General features: G+C 52.9%; 20 protein-coding genes. 4 read left to right on the plus strand and 16 right to left on the minus strand.

The features are described 5' to 3' along the window. The first annotated feature begins 202 nt into the window (after positions 1-202). A complete protein-coding gene (locus WHS46_03685; protein MEJ5347773.1) occupies positions 203-1,579 on the plus strand; it encodes a permease in 1,377 nt (458 codons plus the stop codon). 25 nt (positions 1,580-1,604) lie between these two features. Here WHS46_03685 and WHS46_03690 read toward each other — a convergent pair whose 3' ends face one another. The 5 genes from WHS46_03690 to WHS46_03710 all read right to left on the minus strand — a co-directional run bounded on the left by WHS46_03690 (position 1,605) and on the right by WHS46_03710 (position 7,058). Beyond that, the gene (locus tag WHS46_03690; protein MEJ5347774.1) at positions 1,605-2,036 is read right to left on the minus strand and encodes an arsenate reductase ArsC; all 432 of its coding nucleotides are present in this window, start codon (positions 2,034-2,036) and stop codon (positions 1,605-1,607) included. 26 nt (positions 2,037-2,062) lie between these two features. Next, positions 2,063-2,587 (minus strand): (Fe-S)-binding protein, encoded by a 525-nt coding sequence (locus WHS46_03695; protein ID MEJ5347775.1) that lies wholly within the window; start codon positions 2,585-2,587, stop codon positions 2,063-2,065. A gap of 291 nt (positions 2,588-2,878) precedes the next feature. Then, the gene (locus WHS46_03700) at positions 2,879-3,118 is read right to left on the minus strand and encodes a thioredoxin family protein (protein ID MEJ5347776.1); all 240 of its coding nucleotides are present in this window, start codon (positions 3,116-3,118) and stop codon (positions 2,879-2,881) included. A gap of 593 nt (positions 3,119-3,711) precedes the next feature. After that, positions 3,712-4,074, minus strand: coding sequence for a metalloregulator ArsR/SmtB family transcription factor (locus WHS46_03705; protein MEJ5347777.1), 363 nt, complete (start codon positions 4,072-4,074; stop codon positions 3,712-3,714). 83 nt (positions 4,075-4,157) lie between these two features. Further along, positions 4,158-7,058 carry an insulinase family protein gene (locus WHS46_03710; GenBank protein MEJ5347778.1) on the minus strand — a complete coding sequence of 967 codons (2,901 nt, stop codon included), beginning with the start codon at positions 7,056-7,058 and terminating at the stop codon, positions 4,158-4,160. Between the two features lie 167 nt (positions 7,059-7,225). Here WHS46_03710 and WHS46_03715 point away from each other — a divergent pair, with 167 nt between their 5' ends. After that, positions 7,226-8,128, plus strand: a complete 903-nt coding sequence (locus WHS46_03715; GenBank protein MEJ5347779.1) for a lytic murein transglycosylase — start codon at positions 7,226-7,228, stop codon at positions 8,126-8,128. 776 nt (positions 8,129-8,904) lie between these two features. On the opposite strand, the gene coaD is transcribed toward WHS46_03715, so the two are convergent. The 11 genes from coaD to ilvB form a co-directional block, all read right to left on the minus strand. Continuing rightward, the gene (gene coaD / locus WHS46_03720) at positions 8,905-9,405 is read right to left on the minus strand and encodes a pantetheine-phosphate adenylyltransferase (protein MEJ5347780.1); all 501 of its coding nucleotides are present in this window, start codon (positions 9,403-9,405) and stop codon (positions 8,905-8,907) included. 452 nt (positions 9,406-9,857) lie between these two features. Continuing rightward, positions 9,858-10,421, minus strand: coding sequence for a hypothetical protein (locus tag WHS46_03725; GenBank protein ID MEJ5347781.1), 564 nt, complete (start codon positions 10,419-10,421; stop codon positions 9,858-9,860). A 141-nt stretch (positions 10,422-10,562) separates the two neighbouring features. Then, positions 10,563-11,165 (minus strand): 16S rRNA (guanine(966)-N(2))-methyltransferase RsmD, encoded by a 603-nt coding sequence (gene rsmD, locus WHS46_03730; protein MEJ5347782.1) that lies wholly within the window; start codon positions 11,163-11,165, stop codon positions 10,563-10,565. A 43-nt stretch (positions 11,166-11,208) separates the two neighbouring features. Continuing rightward, positions 11,209-12,237 carry an aspartate-semialdehyde dehydrogenase gene (locus tag WHS46_03735; GenBank protein ID MEJ5347783.1) on the minus strand — a complete coding sequence of 343 codons (1,029 nt, stop codon included), beginning with the start codon at positions 12,235-12,237 and terminating at the stop codon, positions 11,209-11,211. A 7-nt stretch (positions 12,238-12,244) separates the two neighbouring features. Then, positions 12,245-12,784, minus strand: a complete 540-nt coding sequence (locus WHS46_03740) for a 3-isopropylmalate dehydratase small subunit (protein MEJ5347784.1) — start codon at positions 12,782-12,784, stop codon at positions 12,245-12,247. Positions 12,785-12,980: 196 nt separating this feature from the next. Continuing rightward, positions 12,981-14,243 carry a 3-isopropylmalate dehydratase large subunit gene (leuC, locus tag WHS46_03745; GenBank protein MEJ5347785.1) on the minus strand — a complete coding sequence of 421 codons (1,263 nt, stop codon included), beginning with the start codon at positions 14,241-14,243 and terminating at the stop codon, positions 12,981-12,983. Positions 14,244-14,267: 24 nt separating this feature from the next. Beyond that, positions 14,268-15,104 (minus strand): CDP-diacylglycerol--serine O-phosphatidyltransferase, encoded by an 837-nt coding sequence (gene pssA, locus WHS46_03750; protein MEJ5347786.1) that lies wholly within the window; start codon positions 15,102-15,104, stop codon positions 14,268-14,270. Next, a complete protein-coding gene (locus tag WHS46_03755; protein MEJ5347787.1) occupies positions 15,089-15,766 on the minus strand; it encodes a phosphatidylserine decarboxylase family protein in 678 nt (225 codons plus the stop codon). The genes pssA and WHS46_03755 overlap by 16 nt, the downstream gene beginning before the upstream one ends. 361 nt (positions 15,767-16,127) lie before the next feature. After that, complete coding sequence (gene ilvC / locus WHS46_03760; GenBank protein MEJ5347788.1) at positions 16,128-17,129, minus strand: ketol-acid reductoisomerase; 1,002 nt, start codon at positions 17,127-17,129, stop codon at positions 16,128-16,130. Between the two features lie 23 nt (positions 17,130-17,152). Then, complete coding sequence (gene ilvN, locus WHS46_03765; GenBank protein ID MEJ5347789.1) at positions 17,153-17,659, minus strand: acetolactate synthase small subunit; 507 nt, start codon at positions 17,657-17,659, stop codon at positions 17,153-17,155. Beyond that, positions 17,656-19,377, minus strand: a complete 1,722-nt coding sequence (gene ilvB, locus WHS46_03770) for a biosynthetic-type acetolactate synthase large subunit (protein ID MEJ5347790.1) — start codon at positions 19,375-19,377, stop codon at positions 17,656-17,658. The genes ilvN and ilvB overlap by 4 nt, the downstream gene beginning before the upstream one ends. A 259-nt stretch (positions 19,378-19,636) precedes the next feature. Between ilvB and WHS46_03775 the strand changes: the two genes are divergently transcribed. Further along, complete coding sequence (locus WHS46_03775; protein MEJ5347791.1) at positions 19,637-20,113, plus strand: hypothetical protein; 477 nt, start codon at positions 19,637-19,639, stop codon at positions 20,111-20,113. Positions 20,114-20,131: 18 nt separating this feature from the next. Further along, positions 20,132-20,788 (plus strand): HD domain-containing protein, encoded by a 657-nt coding sequence (locus tag WHS46_03780; protein MEJ5347792.1) that lies wholly within the window; start codon positions 20,132-20,134, stop codon positions 20,786-20,788. Positions 20,789-21,109 lie beyond the last annotated feature (321 nt).

A 21,109-nucleotide genomic window follows, 5' to 3' on the forward strand; every position in this document is an offset into this window, starting at 1 on the left:
CTCTAGAACGGATTTTTCAAGTCACATTACCAAGGTTTCATATAAAGAGCGCCACTTCCTGTCAAGACCCCTTTTTGTTTGAACGATCCTAGGATTCCGGATCACAAAAGAGGGTTGACAAAGCCGTCTACATTGCTACATGGTAATACAACCGCATGGCGGCCAACGGTTTTTGAATGGCGTCTGCTCAGGAGGGTTCTTCATGGCTCGCATCAATTTCAGCTCCACCAAGGTTTCTTTGGAACAGGCTCAAAGTCCTGAAGAGGAAGAAAGTCAGATTCAATGGTCGGAAATTTGGAAGCCTTTGAGTGTTCTAGTAATCACGTTTCTTGTTCTTTTTTGGCTGCCCCTGGAAAGTGAGCGATTTCGAGGCGCCGTTTTGGAATCTTTGACTTTGGCCAAGTGGTACGCTCAGGAGCATGTCCTGCTTTGTTTAGTGCCGGCCTTTTTCATTGCCGGAGCTATTTCCTGCTTTGTTTCTCAAGCTGCTGTCATGAAATATCTGGGCGCAGGCGCCAAGAAGGTCTTGGCGTATGGTGTCGCTTCGGTTTCCGGAAGCATTCTAGCCGTGTGTTCTTGTACCGTGCTTCCTCTCTTCGCCGGGATTTGGAAGCGAGGCGCCGGGCTGGGCCCCGCTATCGCCTTTTTGTATTCGGGGCCGGCCATCAACGTTCTGGCCATTGTGCTCACGGCCCGTATCCTTGGCCTTCCTTTGGGAATCGCCCGAGCCGTGGGAGCCGTCCTCTTCAGTATGATCATTGGGCTTTTGATGCATCTCATCTTTCTCAAAGAGGAAAAAGCCAAGGCGGTTGCGGCCCTTCACATGCCCACTCCGGAAGTGGAAAGACCCTTGTGGCAAAATGTGCTCTTCTTTGCCACCATGGTCGGGGTGCTCATTTTTGCCACATGGGGACAACCGACGTCGCCCGTGGGTTTTTGGAACGTCGTCTACAGCATCAAATGGTCCATTTGCGGGGCTTTTGCCTTGCTTTTGGGCTTTCTTTTGGTGCAGTGGTTTCACGTAAAGGTCTATAAGATCGTGCTTTCCGCGGTTGTGGTGGCAGCCCTGGGCTTGGTCTTTCCTCATCAACCTTCCATCGCGTTTTCGGCGGGTATTGTCCTTTTCACCATAAATCTGGTCACGACTCGTGGAGAGACCGAAACCTGGTTCCTCGCCACATGGGACTTCACCAAACAGATTACACCCCTTCTCTTTGGCGGAGTCCTTGTGGCCGGGCTTTTGCTCGGTGGTCCCCACGGTGATGAGGGTCTCCTTCCTTCTCGATGGGTCAGCGGTCTTGTGGGGGGCAATTCCCTGGGAGCGAATCTGTTCGCCGCGGTCGTCGGCGCCTTCATGTATTTTGCCACCTTGACAGAAGTGCCTATTCTGCAGGGATTGATGGGAGCCGGCATGGGCAAGGGGCCCGCTTTGGCCTTGCTGCTTGCCGGCCCGGCGTTGAGCCTTCCCAACATGCTGGTGATTCGAAGTGTTCTCGGAACCTGGAAGACCGCGGTGTTTGTGTCCCTTGTGATCGTCATGTCCACCATCGCAGGTCTCGTTTTTGGAGCCTATTTCTAAGCTTCTCACCAGTGGCCAAATGTTTTCATGAAGGCTCCGGGTTGAGGCTTTCCACAAAGGCTCGAATTTCGTCTCGAACACGCCGATAAGGCACCATGGCCTCCTCTTCCGTGGCGGCTCCGGCCGCCAGAAGAGGAGGATCGTCAAAAGGCACGTGCATACGTCGAACACTGGCCGGAAAGAAAGGACAGGCTTCCTGAGCATGGCTGCACAGAGTCACCACATAATCATAATTTTGGACCGGAAGCTCATCCAACGATTTGGGTTTTTGCCCTCGAATATCGATCCCCACTTCCTCCATGGCCTTGACGGCTCGAGGATCCAGCCTTTGGGGATTCAGCCCCGCTGAAAACGGTTCAAAAAGGTCGCCTTTCAACACGCGCGTCCAGGCTTCCGCCATCTGACTTCGACAGGAATTTCCCGTACACAAAAACAGAATCCGTTTGCGTTCCGCCACGGTGCCTCCTTTGCTTTTAGTTGGTTTCACTCGTTGAAATCAAAGGGTTCAAGGTACATTTGTAGCGCATGCCGCTGTTCCGAACTCAGGTGCGGACAGTCTTCAGGACCGCGGCCTCCTTCCGCTACCTGAACGGCAAAAACGGTGCATGTGGCATATCCGCATTCGCGACAATTGGTCTTGGGAAGGTGCTTTAAAATGGTAAGAACCTGCGGTTTCTTGATCGGTTCATACTTGGGAGTGAGTTGTGATCGTCTTTCCCAAATGCTGTTGATCTCATCCTGTAGCCATTGAAGAATCTTGTCCGCTTCTTCCGGTTCCTTGATGGCGTTGATGGCGATTTCTCGAGGGTGGACGGTAATGAGCTTGCCATGCGCCTTGAAGGTCACGGACGGAGGTTCTCGCGTAAATTGGGATCCTCCTAAGACGGCGTTGAGGTACGGAATCACTTTCCCCACGTCCTGATCCAAATGCGCGATGCAATGAAGCGACTGAAAGCTTGGATTGCATTCGGGACGAAAGATTTCTTTGCGGTAGCTTCGAAGTAGCATAAGGCACCTCCTTGGTTCCAGGCACCCGCCAGGTGGAAACGGCTCCTTGAAAGGCACTAGAAGGGAACCTTTCAGGCCGTTTCCCAAAAAATTCATAACGCAGCACGAAAAAGCGGAAGTCAACCGCAGCATGCAGGCCTGAAAAAGGGCGTCTGGTGAAAGACGTTTACAGGCCTCCCCGACGGCCGCCTTGAGTTTTGGGTTTCCCGTTCGAGGTGAAAATTCTTTTTCTTTTCGATTCCCAGATCCGTGAGGACCCCATAGGCCTTCAAAGGCACTTCGGTGTGTTCTTCAAGAAGCCGCCTGAATCCACGCCAAGACCTCCTCTTTTTTCGGGATCTTGCCCACGGATTTCACTTCGCCGTTGATGACGACAGCCGGCGTGCCGAAAACCCCATAGCCAGCGATTTCCATGGCATCGGTGACATGCGCAACGGCCGCCTGCACACCGGATTCGGCCACAGCTTCTTTGACCACGGCTTCCGTCTGCTGACATTTCTTGCAACCAGGCCCAAGGACTTTAATCTCCATGCGTCACCTCCTCACACGCCCCGCCTTCGCCTCCCGCCGTTCTTGAGACTCGTTCAAGAAAAAAGCCGCACCGAAAAAGCAGGACTTCAAGTAAAGTCTCCAGCTTCCTTAAGAGCCTGCAGCAGCCTCTTTTTCAATTGCGGTCTCATGGGAATGCGCCCGCAAAACAACACCCGACCCTTCACCACCAAACCAGGGACGCTCTGAATTCCCATTTCTCCTATGGCCACAGGATCCCGAACGAGATGCACGTTGACGGAAAGCTTTTCCTCACTCAGGATTTACATCACCGTCTTTTCCAAAGCATCATACTGAGCGCATCCAGGCCCCACTACGAGAACGATGGGGTTTCCGCCATCGGGTCTTCCTTTACAAGCTGCCCCACAAACCGCTGCCATTCTCGAAACAAAGCCTCCGCATAGGCCTTTCGGGCCCCCAAAGGGATTGAGTAGTCTTGCGCCAGTCTCTGCAGCAATGTTTCTTGAACCTGTCGAAAGGGCGACCTGCAAAGGATTCAGCCAGTTCCTAGAGAGCCTCATCAAGACCGACCAAGCCCACCCCCTGTCCCCCTATACGAAGCCGCCTTATAGACTTCATTGGGCCCCTGTTCCTTGTCGGGAGCAAATGGCTTCACGATCCAGATGGGGAACTTTGCGTAAAAGCGCCTGAATTTCGGGATCCTCGTTAAGCCAATGCTTGAGGCTTCCGAGAAGCGTGGCGGCATAAGGGCTGCTGTGTCCGTCGGCAGGCCGATAATTGACCCAGAGGCCGTCTTTTCTTTTTTCCACAAGCCCTGCATCTTCGAGGATCTTGAGGTGCTTGGAAACGGTAGGCTGCGCCAATCCAAGTGCAGCTTGAATTTCGCAGACACACAATTCCCGACGATTGAGCATCTTGAGAATCTTGACTCGATTAGGGTCTGAAAGGGCCTTCATGACTCGAATAAAGTCCCTCATGCGCAACCCCTCTTTTTACACATGCCGATATGGCAATATACCGAATGAAGAATCCTGTCAAGGGATTCTTGTGCAACGGGCTTTCAGAGCACCGGTGTGATATGAAAAGCAGTATCGATGTTTTGTAAGGATTCCGAAGAGCCCAGCACCACCACGCGGCCTGTGTGACGCACTTCAGCCAGCACTTCGCCGAAGGAATGAAAGTCTTCCGGTGTGGTAGCCAGCACTTCCTCGCGCATGCGTTGTCGGGATGCTTCATCATCCCCGGCAAGATACCTCATAAAAGCCGTCAATCCCTTGGCATCGGGCAACAAGTGTCGATCCAGGTCTCCAATGACCCCGATGATGGCTTTGGTGAGTTCGTCCTGGTGAAGATCGATGGTTCTTAAAAATTCGGCACATTGGTCGTAGGTTTTCAAAGTTCTGTCCACGTTGGGATCCCTGTAGGAAACCAGAGTCAAGTCACCGGAAAATCTATCCAATTGACTGAAGGCTCCATAGGCGCCTCCCTGAACACGGATCCGGTCCCAAAGGTAAGCGGTACGCAGGTAATGGCTGACCACCAAGGCCGATCCTCGAAACCGAAATCCTGCCTCTCGTAAGCTGACACCTTTGGCCACGTAGTTGACACGCAGAGGTCCGGTAAAGCCTTCCTTGGAAGGCAGGTCCTGCACATGCCAGGCAGCAGCCTTGGTCTCATGGGAAGGAAAACTCGCCAGAAGTTCTTCCAAACCTGAGGCGAGCTCTTTCCAAGAGGATGCATCCACGGTGACGTTGGCTCGAAGGTTTTTTGAAGAGAGGATCAATTGACGGACGTATTCCAGTTCAGCCAAAACCCCTTCCCAGTCCCGTTCCACCCTTTCGCAAAGCCTTCTCAAAAAGAACAAGGCTTCGATGCCTTTCATGTTCTCTTCAACCCAATGGGCTGTGTGTAAAGGGGCCCTGACTCTTCGCGCCGCAAAGCGATGGCCTTCCGGAATGAGGTTCGCTTCACGTCTGGCTTTGGATTCCAGAACGATTTGTCGGAATCTTTCTCTGTTGTTCAGCTGCACTTCGCACACGAGGTCATGAACGATGGCGTACAGATCCGGCACCTGGCGTAGGAGAGCCTTGCCTCGAATCAAAAGCCAACTTCCCACGCTTTCTCCGTCGGCACATGCCCCGCTGCTGGTTTGAACTCCAATCCCTCCCGTTTTACGGCTGATACGTTCATTCAGGGTGACATAGTCTTCCTTGCTCGTCCCCATTTCCAAAAGGGCTCGACCCAGAAGAGGCACATAGCCCAAATATTCTGCTGGCACAGCTTTGACATCAAAAGCGAGATCCAAGTAGAAAATGCCATTGGTAAAAAGATCATGGGTGAGTACCGGCACTTGGGCCAGGAGTTGTTCCTCGGAAGGAATTTTTTTGTTTTCCCTTTCCAGATCTTCCAAGCGCAGTCGAGGGATCTTGGCCAAAGCTTCCCGAGGATCCGGGGTTTCCTGAAGTTTTTTCAAAGTCTTGGTCTCTTCCACGATCCGTTGCAACTCTTCCGCACTCATGGATGCTTTGATGGCGGCCAGTTTTCGAGATTCTTCAGCCCTTTGACGTTCTTCCAATGTTTCATCCGGCTCCAAAAAGAGGGTGGTCCGATGAGGATTCTGCACCCAGTATCGGGCCAGAAGATCTTCCAAGTACCCTGTGCCGCTCAGAGCTTTCTCTTTCACGAGGTTCAAGGGTGTTTCAAAGGCCAGCAGCGCCAACGGGTCACCGTCGTAGAGCCAGGTGGTGAGAGATCGAAGCATGAGGGCCAGTCCTCTTGGGTAAGAGCCCGTGTTGTTTTCGCGCAATCGAAATTCCAAAGTGTTCAGAGCTGCTTCTACGGTTTCCTTTGGAATCCCTTTCTCGAACAGATCCGTAAGCACTTGGAGAACAAGGGGTTCCACCTTTTCCAGGTTCTGTGGCGCCACCCCTTTGAGTCCAGTGGAAAACATCATCTGGCGCAATTCGCCTTCAAGTCCCACCCCGGCGAGATCTTCCCCTAGCCCTGATTCAATCAAGGCCCGGCGCAACGGGGATCCAGGCATGCCGAGAAGAATGTATTCCAGGATGTGCAGGGCCAAATTGGTTTCCGCCGGTTCTGTGGGAACCAGAAGCCAATTGACGGTTACCATGGCTTTAGGCGGTTGGTCTTTCCCCACCGCGTAGGTTTTGCGCACGTGCTTCGGTTTCGAAAAACGGGGTTGCAGAGGAATGTGGCTGTCCACGACTTTGGGGTGAAAATCTTTGAGCAGATCCTGCAGGATAATGAGACGACGATCCGGATCGTCATTGCCGTAAAAGTAAAACCAAGCGTTGGACGGGTGATAATATGTTTGATGAAAGGCTTTGAACTGTTCGTAGGTAAGGGTTGGAATGGCCTGAGGATTCCCGCCCGAATCCAGCCCGTAAGGGGTGTCGGGAAAGAGGCTCTGTTGACTATATTCCACCACCAATCGATCCGGGGATGAATAAGCCCCGCGCATTTCATTGTAGACGACCCCTTTGTAGCGGAGGGGGCTTTGGGGATCTTCCAGTTCGTAATGCCAGCCTTCTTGTTTGAAAATCCATGGGGATATCAGCGGATAAAAGACAGCGTCTAAATAGACGTCAATGAGGTTATAGAAATCCTGAAGGTTCTGGCTTGCTACGGGATAACAGGTTTTGTCCGGATAGGTGAAAGCGTTGAGAAAGGTTTGCAGAGATCCTTTGAGAAGTTCCACAAAGGGTTCCTTCACCGGATATTTGCGGGATCCGCACAGCACGGAATGTTCGAGAATATGGGGAAGCCCCGAGGCATCTTTGGGAGGTGTTCGAAAGGTGACACCGAACACCTTGTTTTCGTCATCATTTTCCATGGAGAGAATGCGAGCCCCCGTGGGAACATGAGTGTAGATTTTTGCGGTCGTTTGTGTTTCGTGCAGGAACTCTTCTCGAACCAATTGAAATTGATTTTGGTGTCTCATTCAGAACCTCCTTGGTTTCTTGAACGTGTCCCGCCGGACAGAATCTTACCCGCCTTTTGCGGGTTTCATGTGCCATAAGACTTTGTTTGAAACACAATTCCTGGTAGAAAAGAAGCCTAATCATGGATGGCGGCAAAGAAAAGCGTTTTGTCGAAAGGAGGCTTTGAGTGTTCGCGCACCGCTTCAGATCCCACCTGTTGTTGTGGATACTGGTGCTGGCTTTCGCTTTCTCCTGCTTTTTGTGCCTAAGTCCTTCAGGTGTGCTTGCGGAGGAACCCTTTGATCGAGTGCAGAAGATTTTGGAGGCTGAAGGTTGCTCACAGACGGCTCTTTCTTTGTTGTTTTCTTCGATGGAAAGCCCCGCTTACAGAAACGTAGCACTTTCCATGAAAATTCGAGAATCCGCTTTAAATTACGACGCCTTCTTGGAACCCTCAGCTTTGGCCAAGGCCAGGCAATTTTGGCGAGTTCACGAGGAAACGCTGAAAAGCATCGGGACAGCCTACCAGGTGGATCCCAGCGTCATCGTGGCCATTTTATTGGTGGAAAGCGCCCTGGGAGAAAAAACGGGGGAGCACCCTGTGGCGACAACCCTGGCCACCTTTGCGTTGATGTTCGATCCCGAGGAGCGGGAACGCATTTGGGGAATGCTTTCAGAACAGGATCGTGCTCGGTGGACTCGAGACCGCTTCCATACCAAACTGAAACAACGAGCTTCCTGGGCGCTCGATGAGCTTCGAGCACTGGTCGACCTTATTGAAAAGGGCTCCATGGATGCGGCCCATTGGCGTGGATCGTATATGGCGGCCGTAGGCTGGCCTCAGTTTTTACCCTCCAGTCTTTTGCGCTATGGGGCCGATGGAAACGGAGACGGTCGAGTGGATCTGAAAAGCCCGGAAGACGCATTTGCAAGCATCGCTCGGTATCTTAAAAGCCATGGCTGGACCAACGACGCTTCGATGGAACATCAAGAAAAGGTGATTCTTCATTACAACAACAGCCGCCCTTATGCCCGAACCATTTTAGAGGCGGCCCGACGCCTTCGCGATGGGCGCACAGCTACACCATAGGCGAAAAAACCTCAAGAGCTGTCCGACAATTTAATACGAGCCATTCCAGGCCGAGAGTTAGGGGCACGGCACGCCGTGCCCCTATGTTTTCTTGGAAAGGCGGGCGTCCCGGTCGCACAAATGACGGGTTGAAGCCCAAGCTCCCGGAAAAAACCGTCGCCCTTTCCCCCTCTCGAGCAAGCTCCTCAAAGGCGACCCCACCTGCCCATAATAACAACCCAAACCCCGTATGGGTGAACTGATGTCTCTGCCCCACCATCACACCCTCTTTGGATGGATCGATGTCTACGCCTAATGAGGGGCCGGAACCTGCCCTCTACGGTGATATGGATTTTATTCCAATCAGAGGAATACACCATTGAAGATGCCAATGAGGCGAAGGACGGAGCGCACTTTGTTGTCGTTCTCGTTCAAAAAGCCAAAACAAGGCTGGACACACCCTTTGAGTCTCCCTAGGACATGTCCGAGAACGAACTTTTGAATGAAAGCTCGGGCGTCCCGCCCGCGGAAATGATGGGCCGTAAGCCCGCGCCTCCAGGAAAAAGCACAGTTGCAGGGGGGCGAGGCGCCGCCTCGCCCCTACGCTAAAGACCATTCAAAACCTTGGTTTGACGAGCTCGCGGAAAAGCTCTTCGTGCTCGGTGGACATTAGGAATGTTCGATTGTGAGGGGGATCGCGCTTTATGACCAACACGTCTCGGGGCCTGACCTATGTTTTGCCCTCAACAATCCCGCCTAAGAAGACAGGCGGCATGGGCTGGAATTTTGAATAGGCTTTACGATTTTCGGCCTCGCAATCTTTCGATAAGTTTTTCTTCCACCACCTCGGGCACCAGCCCTTTCACATCTCCTCCGGAAACCACCACCTCTTTGATAATCCTGGAACTGATGTAAATCCATCGCATCCCGGTCATCAGGTACAGGGTCTCTATGTTGTTGTTTAATTTTCGGTTCATAAGGGCCATTTGAAACTCGTACTCGAAGTCGCTCACGGCCCTCAGTCCTCTTAAAATGGCCCGTGCCCCCACACGATCCACGTAATTGACCAAAAGGCCGTCAAAAGTGTCGACATCAATACGTTGCCTAAGAGGATGGTCCACTAGGGAACGGCGGATCATGTCCATACGTTCTTCCAGGGTAAACAAGGGATTTTTGGCGGGATTGCTGGCAACGGCAATGATCACGCGATCGAAGATTTTCAGCGCCCGCTCGAGAAGATCCAGATGTCCGTTGGTAATGGGATCGAAAGAACCTGGATACACGGCCAGCTTGTCCATGTCCCCTCCTTCAAGTTTCTCAAGACGCCCCATGGCAGCTTCATCGCCTTGCAAAGAAGGATGGAACATAGCGCCTTGACCGATGAAAGTCAAAGACGAGAAAGCTTCTCCTGACCGTCATGTGCCGAGGTGACGGTCAAAATCAGGGAGTGCGCCCCGGTAACACGCACCAAATCTCCTGGAGCAAAGCTTACCGAACTTTCCGCTTGCCACCTTTCTCCATCAATCAGGACGACTCCACGGGTTTTATGCCACCGAACCACATGGGCATGCTTCCCAAAAAAGGATTCAACGCCGGTAAGGGACGGCCGACGCCGCACCTTCCAGCTCCAAACCAAAGGAAAGATGACATGCTCAATGAATTCATAAATCATTATCGCCAGAACCATTCCCCAGAAAATTTTCCAAACATTCATTGTATGTGTCTGATGCAGATGGAACCTTTAGTGTTTTTAATCCAAGTACCGGTGTCCGAGAAACAAAAGCGCAAAAACCAACACAACAACGAGTGGATTCGTATGAAAAGATCGAACCCATCGCACCATGGAATGAGGAAGTATTCGAAACTTGATCACAATTCCCGTGGTTCCCAGAAAGGTCACCAAAAGTATCGCCCATTCCGGAATGTTTGTCGATAGGCACCACGAAAGTCTGAAGTGAATGAGAGCCATAGCAATGGCCGCTGCATTGAGGACATAGTGGAAGGGCATGAGATCTTTAAACCATGTGTATAGCGCTCTTGCCCTCTTTTGGGAACCTATGGTCCTTTTTTTGCGAAGAAACCAGCGTGTCAATACGGTTCCCGTGACCGGAAGATTTGCCGACGCCAAAAGCCAGGCAGCCATCCGGCCTGACGTCTCATTGCCGTGGTCTTCACGGTAACGTTCAGCCACATGATCCGGGCGCGCACGCATAAACTTGTGTTCACGGTCTTCGCGATGGTCAGCCTCGGCGGCCACGAACCATCCGGCCACCGCAATTAGGACAAGAGCCGATCCAAGCATTTTTTGTTTCATTTTACGCCCCTTCCATTTCATCCGTCCTTTAGTCCAATGGACCGCACGTGCTAAAGATCACAATGTCACTTGAAAATTCTATGAGTTTCAAGCTACTCCGTCAATTTAAAACGGCACAAAGAGCAGTAACACAAAGAGCGTTCAAAGGGTTTTCACATGGTCTCTGCGGGACGCTTCATCGGCCCTTGGTGCTTCGCTTCCTCGAGCATAAAAGGTCACACAAACGGTTCCGTAACGCCTTTGGTCGACTTTGCCCCAAGGGTGCAGGGTCTCGGGAACGTCTTCCTTGTTATGATGTTCTGCAAGAATGAGGGCGTCAGGGGCGGCGATGGGATCAAGAAGGGCAAGGGTTTTTGAAATCCAACCTTGCCCGTAAGGAGGATCCATAAAGATGAGGTCGAAACGACGGCCTTGGGCTTGAAGCCGTGAAATGGCCGACGCCACAGGTAAGCCCAAACATTCGGCCTCCGAAGAGGTTACCTGGCAGCGTTCCAGGTTGGATCGAAGCAGGGCTAGCGACGCTCGATTGGTATCCACAAAGACGGCATGGGCGGCCCCTCGGCTCAGAGCTTCCAACCCCAGGGCTCCCGTCCCGGCAAAAAGGTCCAGAACCCGACTTCCCACGACACGTTCGCCAAGGATACTAAAGAGTGCTTCACGGACACGGTCGGTCGTCGGGCGCACAGCCAAAGATTTGGGAGAGATTAAGGGTCTTCCGCGAAAACGTCCGGCAATAATGCGCATGGGCCGAATGGGCTCGTTTCATTCCTAGGACGTCGGCAGTCTTTTACGGGACGCGCAACAGACCTTCCCTGACCAAAATCTCCGCAATCTGAACGGCGTTCGTGGCGGCTCCTTTGCGAATATTGTCTGCAACGATCCACATCACGAGACCGTTTTCCACGGAGATGTCTTTTCGAAGACGTCCCACAAAGGTTTCATCCCTTCCGGCCGCTTCGAGGGGCATGGGATATTTGTTCTGCGCTGGATCATCCACCACGATCACACCCTTTGCTTTTTCCAGGAGCGACCGAGCTTCCTCAACACTGAGCGGCCGATGGGTTTCCGCCGCCACCGATTCGCTATGCCCATAATAAACCGGCACTCGCACCGTCGTCGCACACACCTGAATACTGGGATCCTCGAAGATCTTTCGAGTCTCATTGACCATCTTCATTTCTTCTTCGGTATATCCCGTATCCACAAAGGCGCCGATATGGGGCAAGCAATTGAAAGCGATCTGGTGCGGATAGACAGCTCGAGGCAAAGGCTGGTTATGAAGCAGTGCTTGGACTTGAGCTTCCAATTCAAACACAGCCTTTTGGCCTGTTCCTGAAACCGCCTGAAAAGTGGTGACCACAATTCTTTTAATCTTTGCAGCATCGTGAATGGGTTTCAGAGCCACGACCATTTGGATTGTGGAGCAATTGGGATTGGCGATAATCCCTCGATGTTCTTGAAGCGCATGAGGGTTCACTTCGGGGACAACCAAGGGAATGTTAGGATCCATGCGAAAAGCACTGGAGTTATCCACGACCACACATCCCGCCTGAGCTGCCAAGGGAGCAAAACGGCGGCTCACGGAAGCTCCCGCGGAAAACAAAGCCAATTGCACGCCGTCAAAGGATCGCTCGGTAAGCTCTTCCACTGGAATGAGTTTGTCGCGGAACGGCACCTTTTTTCCAGCCGACCTCGACGACGCCAAGGCCTTGAGGGTCGTGACCGGGAAGCCACGTTCCTCCAGCACTTTGATCATCATGGTTCCCACGGCGCCCGTAGCGCCGACCACAGCCACACGATAACCCTGGTCACTCATTTTCCATTTAGCTCCTGGATTCCGACAAGTAACGTTTTTTTACGTAAGCCATCAAGCCTCCGGATCGCAGTAATTCGATCATAAAAGACGGAACCGGTGCCGCTCGGTAGGTTCGAGCTAGACTTTCATTGCAGATTTCGCCCGTTTCCAAGCACACCGTAAACACATCTTCCTCTCGAGCTTCTCGCACCGCTTCGGGGCATTCCAGAATGGGAAGGCCCATATTGAAAGCATTTCGATAAAAGATGCGGGCGAAATTGACGGCAATGACACAAGCCACACCGGCAGCTTTCAGGGCAATAGGAGCATGTTCCCTTGAAGAGCCGCACCCGAAGTTTTTACCCGCAAGAAGCATATCGCCGGGCTGAACCTTGGAAGGAAACAGAGGGTCTGCGTCCTCCATACAGTGTTTGGCCAGTTCCAAGGGATCGGACGTATTTAGGTATCGAGCCGGTATGATGGCGTCTGTGTCCACATCGTCGCCGAAAATCCACACGCGCCCTTTGATCTTGGTCTTTCCGTTCCCGCATTCACTTACACACATCATAACGTGCTCCACGCTTCTCAAAGTTTCTCTTTGCGCAGCAAAAAGCCGTCACTTCAGAGTGCTTCTCGATTCCCTTGTTCCACAATGGACCCATGGTTTATAGCGCGGTCGAGAAGCCCACGCTCCCGGGGAGCCATTCATTTTCGAACAAGCTCCTCGAACTCCCCTACCCGCGGGCTCTTGTCCCGCGTTTCCTTCAGCGCACCTCTTCCGGATGGGCGATCCGACCCAAAACAGCCGATGCCGCCGCTACCGCCGGAGAACTTAAATAGACTTCACTTTCCGGATGTCCCATGCGGCCCACAAAGTTTCGGTTCGTGGTAGCCACGGCTTTCTCTCCGGCGGCCAGAATCCCCATGTGCCCTCCAAGGCAGGGCCCACAAGTGGGCGTGCTAACGGCGGCTTCCGCTTCCAAAAAGATCTCGATCAGCCCCTCTTTGAGAGCTTCTTGATAAATCCTCTGGGTGGCCGGAATGATAAGACATCGAACCGAAGGGTGAACCTTTCGGCCCTTAAACACCGAGGCGGCCTCTCGAAGATCTTCAAGGCGGCCGTTGGTGCAGCTGCCGATCACCACCTGGTCGATGGAAACAGTGGAAAGTTCAGTCACCGGTTTCACGTTTTCAGGAAGATGGGGACACGCCACCACGGGATCCAAAGTAGAAACATCCCATTCATGAACAATCTCATAGTGTGCGTCTGGGTCGGATGCAAAAAACCTGTAGGGCCTTTGGGCTCGAGGTTGAACGTATTCCCTCGTGATATCATCAGGAGCGATAAGACCCACCTTGGCGCCTGCTTCAATGGCCATATTGGCCATGGTCATTCGATGACTCATGCCTAAACGTTCAATCACCGGTCCAGTGAATTCCATGGCCATGTAACGGGCTCCATCCACGCCGATCTGCCCGATGGTGTAGAGAATCAGATCCTTGCCTCCAACCCAGGGCTTAAGTTGGCCGTGATAGACCAGTTTCATGCTGGCTGGAACTCGAAACCACGTGGTTCCCGTGATCATGGCCGCCGCCAAATCCGTACTGCCGACGCCCGTGGCAAAAGCTCCCAAGGCTCCATAGGTACAGGTATGGCTGTCAGCTCCGATGATGACATCCCCAGGAAGCACAAGCCCCATTTCAGGAAGCAGGGCATGTTCAACACCCATACGCCCCACATCGAAGTAGTGAACGAGACCGAATTCCCTCGCAAAATCCCGAAGCATTTTTACCTGCATGGCGGAAGCGATGTCTTTGTTTGGTGTGAAATGATCGGGAATGAGGGCGATTCTTTGAGGGTCGAAGACTTTTTTGGCGCTGGCATCGCGAAAAGCCTTGATGGCAATGGGGGCCGTGATGTCGTTGCCGAAACAAAAATCCACGGGCACTTCCAACAGTTCACCTGGATGGACTTCCGATCGGCTCGTATGGGCAGCGAGAATCTTTTCCGCAAGAGTCATGGGCATGGAATCGTTCCTTCCACTCAAGGTTCAACTGGCCGAAGATCCGTTTTCTTTCGGGACTTCGCACGGTGAGGAGCCGTCTTCCAGCGTTTTCACTCGTTTGACTTTACGAAAAACATACCGTACCGGTCCTGAAAGCACATAAAGGGTAAACACAACAAAAAGCATTAAACTCGGTTGAGCCGCCACCACGGTGACCAGGAGCACCAAAACGAAAAGCACGGGAACCGGCCTGCCTTTGACCACTTCCAATTCCTTGAAGCTGTCAAAGGGAATACTACTGACCATGAGGAATCCCAAAACAAAGGTTTCCAAAAGGAAGATGGCATGAACTGGACTGAAATCCGTTCCCTTGATTTTGAAGAGAAACAACACGGTGGTCGCTACCATGCAGGCCGCTCCGGGAATCGGCAACCCTGTAAAGTATTTCTTGCTTCCGTTTCCTGCCTGCACGTTGAAACGAGCCAGTCGCAAAGCGCCGCAGGCCACAAAAAGAAAAGCAGCGAGCCATCCCAGACGCCCAAAAGGCTTTAAGGCCCACAGGTACATCAAAAGCCCCGGACCAACCCCGAAAGCTACAAGATCCGCCAGGGAATCATACTCGAGGCCGAAGCGGCTTGTGGCTTTGGTCAGCCGAGCGATTTTTCCATCCAGAATGTCGAAGACGCAGGAAACGAGAATAGCAATGGCCGCATTGTCGTAATGCCCGTTGATACTGCTGACAATGCCGTAAAAACCCGCAAAGAGGTTACCAGTGGTAAAGAGGTTCGGCAGCACGTAGGTCACCGGGCCGGCTTGACCGTCTTGGGACCATCGGCGTTTTTTCCGCCGTTTTGCGTAAAATCGGTCTACGGGATTCGACATAGAATGGTCTCCCCGGCGAAAACCTTTTGACCCTTTCGGACCAAAACTTCGCCAGCTCTAGGAATATAAAGGTCTAAACGGGAGCCGAACCGAATCATTCCGAACCGCTCCCCTCGGCACACAGTATCACCCACTTGGGGCCAACAGACAATGCGTCGGGCAATGAGGCCCGCCACCTGGGTCACCACCACCCATGTTCCGGCTTCAGCTTCCAGATGCAACCAGTTCTGTTCGTTTTCCAGGCTCGCCTTGGCCTTGTCCGCCGCCAAAAACCTTCCTTTTTGGTAAAAGATGTCGACAATGCGGCCGGATACGGGCGCTCGATTGACATGCACGTCAAACACATTCATGAAGATGCTTATTTTCCAACATGGTTGTCCCGTAAAACGAGGTTCCTTGGCTTCTTCCACCAAAAGGATACGCCCATCCGCCGGGGACACCACATCCCCCGGTCCCGCGTTGGACCACCTGACGGGATCCCGAAAGAAGTGGACCATGAGCACCGTGGCTGCGGCGAAAAGAATGGTCGGAAAGGCCCAACCCAGGATCGCAAAGGTGAAAGTCAGAAATACACCCGTAAGCACATACGGAAGGCCTTCCGGAATAAAGGGCACGTGGTTTCGCAGACGTCGAAAACCCGCATCCTGTAGTGGATTGTTCATGAGCTTTTCCCCAAAAAACTTCTGGTCCTCACCGCAACACATGGCTCAGGAGCCTGTCCAAGAATGAACACTTCCGTGGGAGCGTGGGCCTCCCGCCCCCATAAACGGCGGACTGCAGGCACGCGCTCTCAAGAAAAGACACAGTTTCAAATTTGTAGGGGCGAGGCGCCGCCTCGCCCCCACCTTCAAACACCACTCAACATTTTGGTCTTGCGAGTTCTCCAACAGGCTTCCCACTCTATCCAAGAACGAAGATTATCCTGGGAACGCGGGTTTTCTTCTGCATCAAAAGCGAGCTACGGGCCCGAGCTACCAGGAAAGCCGTCGCCTCCCCGTACTGGTAAAGGTTCCCCGATACGAGTTACGCGAATTCCTTGGCATCCAGGAACGGCATCATGGCTCGAAGCCTCTTGCCCACCTGTTCCACCAAATGGGCCCGTTCCCTTTGACGAATGGCACGGAACATGGGGGTTCCCGCTTGGTTTTCCAGAATCCATTCCCGAGCAAAAGCCCCTGTTTGAATTTCCTGCAAAATTTTTTTCATTTCACGGCGGGTCTCTTCCGTGATGATGCGCTTGCCGCGGGTATAGTCCCCATATTCGGCGGTGTCGCTGATCGAATAGCGCATATAGGAAAGACCTCCTTGGTAAATGAGGTCCACAATAAGTTTCAGTTCATGCATGCATTCAAAAAAGGCGATTTCCGGCTGGTAGCCCGCTTCCACAAGGGTTTCAAAGCCGGCTTTGATGAGTTCGGAAACACCACCGCACAAAACCACCTGTTCGCCGAAAAGATCGGTTTCCGTCTCTTCCTGAAAGGTCGTTTCCATGACACCGGCTCGTGTGGCCCCGATACCTCGTGCGTAGGCCAAGGCGGTTTGCAGCGCCTGGCCGCTGGCATCTTGATGAATCGCCACCAAAGCCGGTACCCCTGCGCCTCGAACGTATTCACTGCGTACCAGATGCCCCGGCCCCTTGGGAGCCACCATCACCACATCCACATCCTTGGGCGGCACAATCTGTCCGAAATGAATGTTAAAGCCATGCGAAAAGAGGAGCGTCTTTCCTGAAGTCATGAAGGGCGCCACGTCTTCTCGATACAATTTGGCCTGAATGTGATCGGGAACCAGCATTTGAATAACGTCGGCCTTTTCCGCCGCCTCCCGAGCGCTCACCGGCTGAAAGCCGTCTTCCACCGCCTTTTCGTAATTGGCCGACCCCGGGCGCTGTGCCACGATGACAGTAATGCCGCTGTCTCGAAGATTTTGCGCTTGAGCATGTCCCTGACTGCCGTAGCCGATCACGGCTACCGTTTTTCCTTGAAGAAACCGTGCATCGGCATCCGCTTCATAGAAAATCCGCATGAAAGCCCCTCCTTCCTCAAAGGTCAGTGTTTCTTAGCTCGAGCCAGCGCCGCCTTGCCCGTTCGCGCTACTTCCACAATGCCGATTTGCCCGAGAAGCTCCAGAATCGCCTGGATCTTACCATCATCGCCCGTCACCTCGATGGTGTAAAAATGCGGGCTCACATCCACGACCTTGGCTCGAAAGATGTCCACAATACGAAGCACTTCGGCGCGCGTGTGCTGCTCGGCGCGCACCTTGATCAGAGCCATCTCGCGCTCCACAAACTCTGTGTCTCGAAAATCATAAACCTTGATCACATTGATGAGTTTGTTAAGCTGTTTGATAATTTGCTCGAGAATGTGCTGATCACCCGTCGTCACCAAGGTGATGCGGGACAGACCCGGCTCGTTGGTCTCGGCCACCGTCAAGGATTCAATGTTAAACCCTCGGCCGCTAAAAAGCCCCGCCACTCGGGACAGCACTCCGGGCTGGTTTTCCACCAGCACGCCTATAGTATGCCTTAAGCCGTTTTGTCGTGTCATGCTCATACCAGTAACATCTCCGAAATTTCTTTGCCGGCAGGCACCATGGGATAAACGCCCTCTTCCGGATTCACCCAAAAATCCATGATCACCGGCCGCTTTGTAGAGAAAGCTTCTCTCAGAACCGGCTCCACTTCTTCAGGCTTGGTGGCTCGAAGTCCCACGGCTCCGTAAGCATCGGCAAGTTTGACGAAATCCGGTGAGGCGTCCAGGCACGTGGCGCAGTAGTTTTTGTTGTAGAACAACTCTTGCCATTGACGAACCATGCCGAGAAACCGGTTGTTTAAAATGGCCACCTTGACGGGCAGCTCGTGACAGACGGCCGTCATCATTTCCTGAATGTTCATTTGAATGCTGCCGTCGCCGGCCACATCGATGACCAAACGATCCGGAAAAGCCACCTGAGCGCCGATGGCCGCAGGAAGCCCATAGCCCATGGTTCCTAAACCGCCGGATGTCAGGAGTGTGCGGGGTTTGGTGAAATGAAAATACTGAGCCGTCCACATTTGGTTTTGACCCACTTCGGTGGTTATGATGGCATCTTCCGGAGCCAGCTCGAAGATTTTTTCCACCACGTACTGGGGCTTGATGGTTTCACCTTCCTGCTTGTAAGCCAGAGGATACGTCTCTTTCCATTGACGGATCTGCTCCAACCAAGGAGCCCTCAGTTCTTCCAGGTTGGGAATGGGTTCCTTTTCCACCAGTTCATTCAATTTCTGCAAAGCCTTCTTGCAATCGCCCACAATGGGAATGTCCACGAGCACATTCTTGCTGATGCTGGTGGGATCCACATCAATGTGAATGATCTTCGCCTTGGGAGCAAAGCCGGAAATCTTTCCTGTCACACGATCATCGAATCGGGCTCCGATGGCAAAAAGCACATCGCAGTTTTGAACGGCCATATTGGCTCGAAAGGTTCCGTGCATTCCCAACATACCCAGCCACAGGGGATGCAAGGCCCTTTGTCCGTCTTCAGTCCTGATGACCGCCGGAAAGCCTCCAAGTCCCATGAGGGTTGTTGTCACCGGAGCGCGAAGCATTTCAGCCAAGCGCAGGAGTTCCTTATGAGCACTGGAGATGATGACGCCACCTCCGGCGTAAAGCACCGGTCGTTTGGCCGTCTTTAGTAAGTCCCAGGCTCTATGGATTTGGCCTTGATGTGGGTCTACGGTGGGCTTATACCCGCGCAGATGTACCGTTTTGGGATAACGAAACTCCGTGGAGGCTTGAATGACATCCTTCGGTAAATCCACCAAAACGGGACCGGGACGGCCTGAACGTGCCAAATAAAAGGCTTCTCGAATAATGCGCGCCAAATCGTTGACGTCTTTGACCAGGTAATTGTGCTTGGTGCATGGACGTGTGATTCCCACGATGTCCACTTCCTGAAAAGCGTCGTTTCCGATCAGCGGCGTCGGGACCTGACCCGTAAAGATCACCATGGGCACGGAATCCATGTACGCGGTGGCGATTCCCGTCACTGTGTTGGTAGCCCCGGGTCCGGAAGTTACCAGACACACTCCGACTTTGCCCGTGGCTCGTGCATACCCGTCGGCCATGTGGGCCGCCCCTTGTTCGTGCCTAACAAGGATATGGCGAATACTGGGATGCTTGGGCATCTCATGGTAAATGTCTATGACCGCTCCCCCCGGAAAGCCGAAAATGACTTCCACGCCTTCCTTTTTTAAACACTCGAAAAAAATTTGGGCTCCTGTCAGTTTCATGGGCGTCCTCAAGAGACCTCGAGGGCTTAAAGGCGACAAAACCGTGCCTGCATGCCCTCAAAGAGGGTTTGATGTAAGCTAACTCCTTCTCTTCTTAAGCCTTTTCCTGTGGGTGAAGGGTCACTTTAGAGAAATTGCCTGAGAGTGTCAACGACCATGCATTGACAAACCATGGAGGCTGTAGGATTTTAAGCTTCCAAGAAGGGTGAGACTGGATCAAGGGAACCTTTAAACCAGCAAGGATTTTGAGGATACATTTATGAAGGTGCAGCCGTACTGTTCGGTGACACTTCGCTATACTCTGGAGCCTACGGACGAAAGCCCATTCCCTTTTCCTACAGGACCCTTTCGCATGGAATGCCTTGTGGGCCATGGAGTCTTGCTACCTTCTCTAGAAGAGGCGATTCTCGGACTGGAAGAAGGGACCTCCGTGGAAATCCTGTTGCCCCCTGGAGCCTTTGGCAATGATCCTTCCTCCAAGGGACTTGTCCCTTTGCCGGTACAGAGCATCGCCGAGGAAGGGCCTCATGAAACAGGATCCATTCGCCATATCATGGACGATCAACGCCGACTTCAACCCTTTCGTATTGTCAAGCAGGACGAAGGGATTGTCTGGGCGGATTTTAGCCATCCCTTTGCTGAGCGTTCCTTTTTGTGTCGAGTCTGTGTAGAGAAACTTCGATGGGCTACCTTGGATGAAATCAAGAACGCCGCCCGTCACGGAGCTTTTCATTGAGGCAATGAAAGCATGTTCATGAATCCAGAAAAGAACAAGAAACCTTCCGGCACCCATGCCAAGCATGACGCTCCTTCCGGCACAAACCTTCGCGCCGTGGCCCATTTCTTTTTTGAGATGGGCATGCTCAAACGGACCGCCCGCTCCGGGTTTCAATTCTTGGGATCGGGCAAGGAATCCGTCGCCGACCATTCCTTTCGCGTGGCGGTGATAGGTTTTGCGCTGGCACGCCTCAGCGGCCATGAAGACCCCTATCGCGTGGCCTGCCTCTGTTTATTTCACGACATGGCCGAAGCCCGTACCGGAGATATGAATTACGTGAACAAGCAGTATGTGACCGTGCATGAAGACAAGGCGGTGCGGGACCTCACGGAGTGTCTGTCTTTCGGAAAGGAGCTACGATCATTCATTGAAGAATATCGAGAAGGAAAAACCCAGGCCGCCAGGTTGGCTCACGATGCAGACCAGTTGGACCTTCTGCTGGAACTCAAACAACAGCAAGATCTCGGCAACGCCTATGCCACCCAGTGGATTCGTTATGCCCTAGAACGCCTGCAGACCCCTATTGGTCGCGAGGCGGCTCGAGTGGTTCTTGAAACCGATTCCGCCGCCTGGTGGTTTGACGGCCACGACGATTGGTGGACTTCAAAACATAGGAGCTGTGAAAATCCTTGACCCAAGGCACCTGGAGTTTCGGAATGGCTTGCCTGCAACACGCCCGGTCTCCCATGGATTCTCTGCTCCACGACCTTGTTGACCCCAACAGTTTCACGCCCCTCATCATCCTCTCGTAGGGGCGGACCCATGGGGCCGCCCCAAAATTTGCCTTAGAGATCCGCGTTCAACCGATTTTTAGCCATATCCCCAAAAGGGCCTTCAAACTGCGCAGGAACCGTCGCCTACGGGCCCACAGATATCCTCCGCGGCCTCCAATCCAGGGCCCAGCTGACACTTTTCGAAACTCAATGGCCCACGCAGAAGCCGCGAACTAACAAA

The organism is Desulfosoma sp., from assembly GCA_037481875.1.
Lineage (GTDB): Bacteria > Desulfobacterota > Syntrophobacteria > Syntrophobacterales > DSM-9756 > Desulfosoma.

What these genes read in the sequence shown, in the direction of transcription:
- WHS46_03740 (MEJ5347784.1), bottom strand. Translation starts at nt 12,784, where the DNA reads ATGATGTGTGTAAGTGAATGCGGGAACGGAAAGACCAAGATCAAAGGG.
- WHS46_03725 (MEJ5347781.1), bottom strand. Translation starts at nt 10,421, where the DNA reads ATGAAACAAAAAATGCTTGGATCGGCTCTTGTCCTAATTGCGGTGGCC.
- ilvC (MEJ5347788.1), bottom strand. Translation starts at nt 17,129, where the DNA reads ATGCGGATTTTCTATGAAGCGGATGCCGATGCACGGTTTCTTCAAGGA.
- WHS46_03710 (MEJ5347778.1), bottom strand. Translation starts at nt 7,058, where the DNA reads ATGAGACACCAAAATCAATTTCAATTGGTTCGAGAAGAGTTCCTGCAC.
- ilvB (MEJ5347790.1), bottom strand. Translation starts at nt 19,377, where the DNA reads ATGAAACTGACAGGAGCCCAAATTTTTTTCGAGTGTTTAAAAAAGGAA.
- WHS46_03735 (MEJ5347783.1), bottom strand. Translation starts at nt 12,237, where the DNA reads ATGAGTGACCAGGGTTATCGTGTGGCTGTGGTCGGCGCTACGGGCGCC.
- WHS46_03700 (MEJ5347776.1), bottom strand. Translation starts at nt 3,118, where the DNA reads ATGGAGATTAAAGTCCTTGGGCCTGGTTGCAAGAAATGTCAGCAGACG.
- ilvN (MEJ5347789.1), bottom strand. Translation starts at nt 17,659, where the DNA reads ATGAGCATGACACGACAAAACGGCTTAAGGCATACTATAGGCGTGCTG.
- rsmD (MEJ5347782.1), bottom strand. Translation starts at nt 11,165, where the DNA reads ATGCGCATTATTGCCGGACGTTTTCGCGGAAGACCCTTAATCTCTCCC.
- coaD (MEJ5347780.1), bottom strand. Translation starts at nt 9,405, where the DNA reads ATGGACAAGCTGGCCGTGTATCCAGGTTCTTTCGATCCCATTACCAAC.
- pssA (MEJ5347786.1), bottom strand. Translation starts at nt 15,104, where the DNA reads ATGTCGAATCCCGTAGACCGATTTTACGCAAAACGGCGGAAAAAACGC.
- WHS46_03695 (MEJ5347775.1), bottom strand. Translation starts at nt 2,587, where the DNA reads ATGCTACTTCGAAGCTACCGCAAAGAAATCTTTCGTCCCGAATGCAAT.
- WHS46_03685 (MEJ5347773.1), top strand. Translation starts at nt 203, where the DNA reads ATGGCTCGCATCAATTTCAGCTCCACCAAGGTTTCTTTGGAACAGGCT.
- WHS46_03780 (MEJ5347792.1), top strand. Translation starts at nt 20,132, where the DNA reads ATGAATCCAGAAAAGAACAAGAAACCTTCCGGCACCCATGCCAAGCAT.
- leuC (MEJ5347785.1), bottom strand. Translation starts at nt 14,243, where the DNA reads ATGCCCATGACTCTTGCGGAAAAGATTCTCGCTGCCCATACGAGCCGA.
- WHS46_03775 (MEJ5347791.1), top strand. Translation starts at nt 19,637, where the DNA reads ATGAAGGTGCAGCCGTACTGTTCGGTGACACTTCGCTATACTCTGGAG.
- WHS46_03705 (MEJ5347777.1), bottom strand. Translation starts at nt 4,074, where the DNA reads ATGAGGGACTTTATTCGAGTCATGAAGGCCCTTTCAGACCCTAATCGA.
- WHS46_03755 (MEJ5347787.1), bottom strand. Translation starts at nt 15,766, where the DNA reads ATGAACAATCCACTACAGGATGCGGGTTTTCGACGTCTGCGAAACCAC.